Genomic DNA, 5,504 nt, shown 5'->3' on the forward strand with positions numbered 1-5,504 from the left:
ACTCAGGCGTGCTTAAAGGTTGAGGTTTCAAACACCGCCGCCAACTGCGCGACCCGCTGTTCCAAAGCCCCCGCAGCATAGGCTCGAGCCGGCACCGCACCCCAGACGGGCTTGGGCCAAGCGGGATCGGTTCGAGTACGCACCACATGGTGAATATGGAGTTGCGGCACCACATTGCCGAGTGCGCCGATGTTCATCTTATCGCCATCAAACTCGGCCATCAGTCGTTCGGCGACGAAGGAGCTTTCCCAGATCAACTGCTCTTGATCGTCCGCGTCCAGCTGATAGATTTCACTGACGTCAGCCCGCTGTGGCACCAAGATCAACCAAGGATAGTTGGCATCTTTCATCAGCAGTATGGTGCATAGAGGCAGTGAGCCGATGCGAACACAGTCATTTTTCAGGCGATAATCCAATTCAAACATCGGCGATCTCTTCGATTCGGTAAGGGAGTGGGCAATACTGTACCCTGTATCCCACGGCCATCAAACTCCCGTGCGACATCAAGGGCCAAAAGCCCGCCGTGCTTTTCCGCCCCGGCGAGATTAAAGTACCCAAATGCCGTTGGACCATTGTTTTATTTGGATCCATCGCGAACTATGCTCCGTAACGAACCCTATCGGTTCAACTGGGCCAACCCCTACCGCAATAAGATGGACAGCAGCATGAGTGAGGAATGGCTAGATCAATGGCCGACTGGGACGTCAACGGAGGATGCGAATCCTTTTGTCAGCGACGCGTTCCTGTGCGCATTAGAACAGGCGGGCGTTTGTTCACGCGAGCATGGCTGGCAACCCAGTCATTTGCGTCTGACGCCCGACCTCTGTGTCCCTGCCTACCTGAGAACCGACTCCTGGGGTGAGTATGTCTTCGACTGGGCCTGGTCCTCAGCCTATGAGCAACACGGCTTGGCCTACTACCCAAAGCTGGTCATCGCCGCGCCCTTTACCCCCTCGCAGGGGCCGCGTTTGCTGGGCGCTAAATCGCTTGAGGATGTCAGCCGGGTCATCCAGAGCTTTAAGACCAAATGTCTAACCGATCAGCTGAGCGGTTTTCATCTACTGTTCCCGGCGCCAGCAGAGCAGGCCTGGCTCGATCAGCAAGGTTTGCTCAAGCGCAGCGATGTGCAGTTTCACTGGCGTAATCGCAACTACCGCGATTTTGATGACTTTCTCGAGCGCTTCAGTTCGCGTAAACGCAAGAATGTGCGTAAGGAACGCCAGTCGATCATCGATCAGGGCATCACCATGCGGGCTCTGACTGGCTCAGATATCACCGATTCGATCTGGCTGGCCTTCTATAAGTTTTACCACGCTACCTATCTTAAGCGCGGCCGCCAGGGCTATCTGAACAAAGAGTTCTTTGATCGGGTACGCGCCACCATGACCGATCGCATTGTTCTGATGATGGCCTTTAAAGACGAGGAGCCAATTGCCGGTGCACTCTGCTTTCGCGACCAAGAGCGGCTCTATGGCCGCTACTGGGGTTGCTTTGAAGAATATTCGAATCTGCATTTCGAAGCCTGTTACTATCAGGGCATCGAGTATTGTATCGCCCAGGGCCTGACCAGCTTCGATCCCGGCACCCAAGGCGAACATAAGATTGCGCGCGGCTTTGAACCGACCTTGACGCATTCATATCACTGGTTGGCACATCCTGAATTCTTTGTTGCAGCAGAGCACTTCTGCGCCGAAGAGCGCGAGCGAACCGATCGTTATCTGGCGCAAACGCAAGCTGCGCTGCCCTTTAAACAGCTTACAACCCAATCCGACCCAGAGGACCAGCAATGAAATATCTTCACACCATGGTACGCGTCACCGATCTAGAAGCCTCGTTACACTTTTATTGTGATCTCCTTGGCCTGATCGAAACCAGCCGCCGAGAGTTCCCCAATGGTCGCTTCACGCTGATTTTCTTGGCCGTTGCCGAGGGCGAACCGTCGGTCGAGCTAACCTACAATTGGGATGCTGATGAGACCCTTGATGGCGGTCGTAATTTTGGCCACCTCGCCTACTCGGTCGATAATATCTATGAGCTGTGCCAAAAACTGCACGATGCTGGCGTGACCATCAACCGACCACCGCGCGACGGCCACATGGCCTTTGTGCGCAGTCCGGACAATATTTCTATCGAACTGCTACAAGAAGGTCCTGACTTGCCGCCCACCGAGCCTTGGTTGAGCATGGCCAATTCCGGCGTCTGGTAGGCACAGCAAGGCTTTTGCCGACGGGTGCCCGCGGGAACGCTGGCCACGTGGCGCTCAAACCTGATAAAATGCGCCACCTCAATTCAGACCCATTCAAAAGGATCGCCTCAATGCGTGCAAGTCGGTATCTCATCGCGACTGTCAAAGAAACCCCGGCCGATGCCGTCATCGTCAGCCACCAGCTGATGCTGAGAGCCGGCCTGGTGCGCCAATTGGCGTCCGGCCTATATAGCTGGCTGCCGACCGGCATGCGAGTGTTGAAAAAAGTCGAACAGATTATTCGCGAAGAGTTGGACCGCTCAGGCGCCCAAGAACTCCTGATGCCGACCATCCAGCCCGCCGAATTGTGGCAGGAATCGGGTCGGATCGACGCGATGGAAGGCCAAATGCTGAAAGTGAAGGATCGGCACGACCGCGACTTCGTCTACGGGCCGACGCACGAAGAGGTGATCACCGACATCGCACGCAATGAATTGAACAGCTATCGCCAACTGCCGATGAATTTTTACCAAATCCAAACTAAATTTCGCGATGAATTCCGGCCCCGTTTCGGGGTTATGCGAGCGCGCGAGTTTATTATGAAAGACGGCTATTCGTTCCATGCTGATCAGGCCTGCCTGTCGGCCGAATACGATAATATGTATCAAGCCTATTGCCGGATCTTCGACCGTCTGGGTTTCAATTATCGACCTGTCGAGGCCGACAGCGGCGCCATGGGCGGCGCTGCATCGCATGAGTTCCAAGTCCTGGCTGAGTCGGGTGAAGACTATATTGCCTATGCCGAAGGGGGCACTTACGCCGCCAATATCGAACGCGCCGAGGCCCTATTACCGACGACGCCGCGGGCGGACGCCACGGCTGCGATGACGCTGATCGATACACCCGATGCCAAGACCATCGAGCAGCTGGTGACGCAGTTTAATCTGCCCATCGAAAAGACCGTTAAAACACTGATCGTCGAAGCCAGCGAGGACAGCGACGCCGAACTGATTGCCTTGATCGTACGCGGTGACCATGAGCTCAATGAGGTTAAGGCCGAGAAGTTGGCCCAGATTAAGAGCCCACTGACGATGGCCAGCGAAGCGCGTATACGAGCTTTGATCGGTGCCGGACCGGGTTCCTTAGGACCGGTCAACCTGCCTATTCCCTGTGTGGTCGATCGCTCGGTGTCGGTGCTGTCCGACTTCAGCGCCGGTTCCAATCTGGACGGCAAACATTATTTAAATATCAACTGGGAACGGGATGTCGCGCTGCCTGAGATCGCCGATCTGCGCAATATTGTCGCCGGCGATCCGAGCCCCGATGGCCAAGGCACGTTGCAGATACTGAAGGGTATTGAGGTTGGCCATATTTTCCAATTGGGCGATAAATACAGCAAGGCGCTCAAGGCCGAGGTACTCGATCAGGGTGGTAAAACCAGGCCGATGCTGATGGGTTGTTACGGCATTGGTGTGACCCGTATTGTAGCTGCCGCCATCGAGCAAAACTACGATGCCAATGGCATCGTCTGGCCCTATGCGATTGCCCCCTTCCATGTCAGCATTGTGCCCTTGAATGCGCACAAATCACCGGACGTCATGGCCGTGGCCGAACAGCTTTACATCGATTTACAGGCCGCCGGCTTCGATGTGCTGCTCGATGATCGCGATAAGAAGACCAGCCCGGGTGTCAAGTTTGCCGATATGGAATTGATCGGCATCCCGCATCGTATTGTGGTCAGCGATCGCGGTTTGGCCACTGGCTTGCTGGAATATAAGTCACGCGCCTCCGAGGATAAGATTGAGATGCCCATCGCCGAGATTATTGATCACATCCATATGGTTAATAGCCAAACAGCCCAAGGCTAATTAGGCTCGCTTTGGCGAGCCCCGATCGCAATCCGGCCCGACGCAACGCTCGTATAAAGACTTACGATCGTTCGCGTCAGCAGTGCCGATATCGGTCGCTAGCGCATGAGTATAGTGACCTGCCCTACATTTACGGAGCCCAAGCCCGATGTTGCCTCGCCTACACGAACTGACTGAAACCCAATCGGCCTATCTCGCCTATCTTGATGAGGTCCGTCTAGCCGGTTTTGAGGGCGACATCTGCCCGGACTATGCCCAGCGCACCGTGCTGGCGACCGACAATTCCATCTATCAAATACTGCCTCAGGCCGTGGTTTTACCTCGTCATGCCGAGGATGTACAAATACTCACTCGCCTGGCAGCAACCGACCGCTGGCAAGCCATTGTGTTATCCCCGCGCGGCGGCGGCACCGGCACCAATGGCCAGTCATTGACCGACGGCCTGGTCGTCGATCTGTCAAAGTATCTCAATCAGATCCTCGAAATCAATGCCGACGAAGGTTGGGCACGGGTACAGAGTGGTGTGGTTAAGGATCAACTCAATCACGCCCTAAAACCCTTTGGGCTGTTCTTTGCGCCCGAATTGTCGACCAGCAACCGGGCCACCATCGGCGGCATGATCAACACCGACGCCAGCGGCCAGGGTTCAGTGCTCTATGGTAAGACGCGCGATCACGTCCTGGAGCTGGACACGGTATTGCTCAGTGGCGACCGCCATCACAGCCAGCCGATCGACGCCGATACGTTAAAACGGCTCAGTGCCGGCACCGACCGCATCGGTCAGATCCATGCCACAGTCGATGATGTCTATCAGCGTCGCCAGGCGGATATTATCGCCAAGTTCCCCAAGCTCAATCGCTGCATGACCGGTTACGATCTGGCCCATATCTACGATCAGGGCCAATTTAACCTCAACAATATTATCTGTGGCTCCGAAGGCACGCTAGGCTTTGTCGTGGAAGCGAAACTCAATCTAGTAAAGATTCCCAAGCTAGCCGCCCTAGTCAATGTCTTCTATAGCTCCTTTGAGGCCTCACTGCGTGATGCCCAAACGCTGCTCGGCGCGCAGCCCTCATCGATCGAGACCATCGACAGTACGGTCCTGGGCTTGGCGCGCGAGGATATTATCTGGCATTCGGTCAGTCAGTTCTTCGATGCCCAAGGGCAGTTTATTGATGGCATCAATCTGGTTGAATTTACCGCCGATAGCGAAGCGGAGCTAGAACGCAATATCAGCAATCTGACCGAGCGATTGCAGGAACAGACCGGCCAGACTGGCAAGAACATCGGTTACGCCATCGCCCGCGGTCACCAGCAGGTGCAACTGCTCTGGTCGATGCGCAAGAAGGCGGTCGGCCTGCTTGGCAATGCCAAGGGTGAAGCTCGCCCAGTGCCTTTTGTCGAAGACACGGCGGTACCGCCTGAAAATCTGGCCGACTTTATTATGGAGT

5 protein-coding genes are annotated in these 5,504 nt (G+C 55.5%); 4 read left to right on the plus strand and 1 reads right to left on the minus strand.

What is annotated here, in order from left to right:
* Positions 1–2: 2 nt before the first annotated feature.
* Entirely contained in the window at positions 3–425 is a 423-nt protein-coding gene (locus tag AC4FIC_RS14840) for an HIT domain-containing protein (RefSeq protein WP_100256746.1), read from the minus strand.
* A gap of 174 nt (positions 426–599) precedes the next feature.
* Between AC4FIC_RS14840 and AC4FIC_RS14845 the strand changes: the two genes are divergently transcribed.
* The 4 genes from AC4FIC_RS14845 to AC4FIC_RS14860 all read left to right on the plus strand — a co-directional run.
* Positions 600–1,790 (plus strand): GNAT family N-acetyltransferase, encoded by a 1,191-nt coding sequence (locus AC4FIC_RS14845; protein ID WP_227003780.1) that lies wholly within the window; start codon positions 600–602, stop codon positions 1,788–1,790.
* Positions 1,787–2,206: a VOC family protein gene (locus tag AC4FIC_RS14850; RefSeq protein WP_100256745.1), complete on the plus strand. Its 420-nt coding sequence runs from the start codon at positions 1,787–1,789 to the stop codon at positions 2,204–2,206. The genes AC4FIC_RS14845 and AC4FIC_RS14850 overlap by 4 nt, the downstream gene beginning before the upstream one ends.
* A 110-nt stretch (positions 2,207–2,316) precedes the next feature.
* Positions 2,317–4,053, plus strand: a complete 1,737-nt coding sequence (locus tag AC4FIC_RS14855) for a proline--tRNA ligase (protein ID WP_490359437.1) — start codon at positions 2,317–2,319, stop codon at positions 4,051–4,053.
* Positions 4,054–4,201: 148 nt separating this feature from the next.
* On the plus strand, positions 4,202–5,504 hold a 1,303-nt coding region (locus tag AC4FIC_RS14860; protein ID WP_476194498.1), incomplete at its 3' end, for an FAD-binding oxidoreductase.

This window comes from Reinekea sp. (assembly GCF_982785585.1).

What these genes read in the sequence shown, in the direction of transcription:
- AC4FIC_RS14840 (WP_100256746.1), bottom strand. Translation starts at nt 425, where the DNA reads ATGTTTGAATTGGATTATCGCCTGAAAAATGACTGTGTTCGCATCGGC.
- AC4FIC_RS14845 (WP_227003780.1), top strand. Translation starts at nt 600, where the DNA reads ATGCTCCGTAACGAACCCTATCGGTTCAACTGGGCCAACCCCTACCGC.
- AC4FIC_RS14850 (WP_100256745.1), top strand. Translation starts at nt 1,787, where the DNA reads ATGAAATATCTTCACACCATGGTACGCGTCACCGATCTAGAAGCCTCG.
- AC4FIC_RS14855 (WP_490359437.1), top strand. Translation starts at nt 2,317, where the DNA reads ATGCGTGCAAGTCGGTATCTCATCGCGACTGTCAAAGAAACCCCGGCC.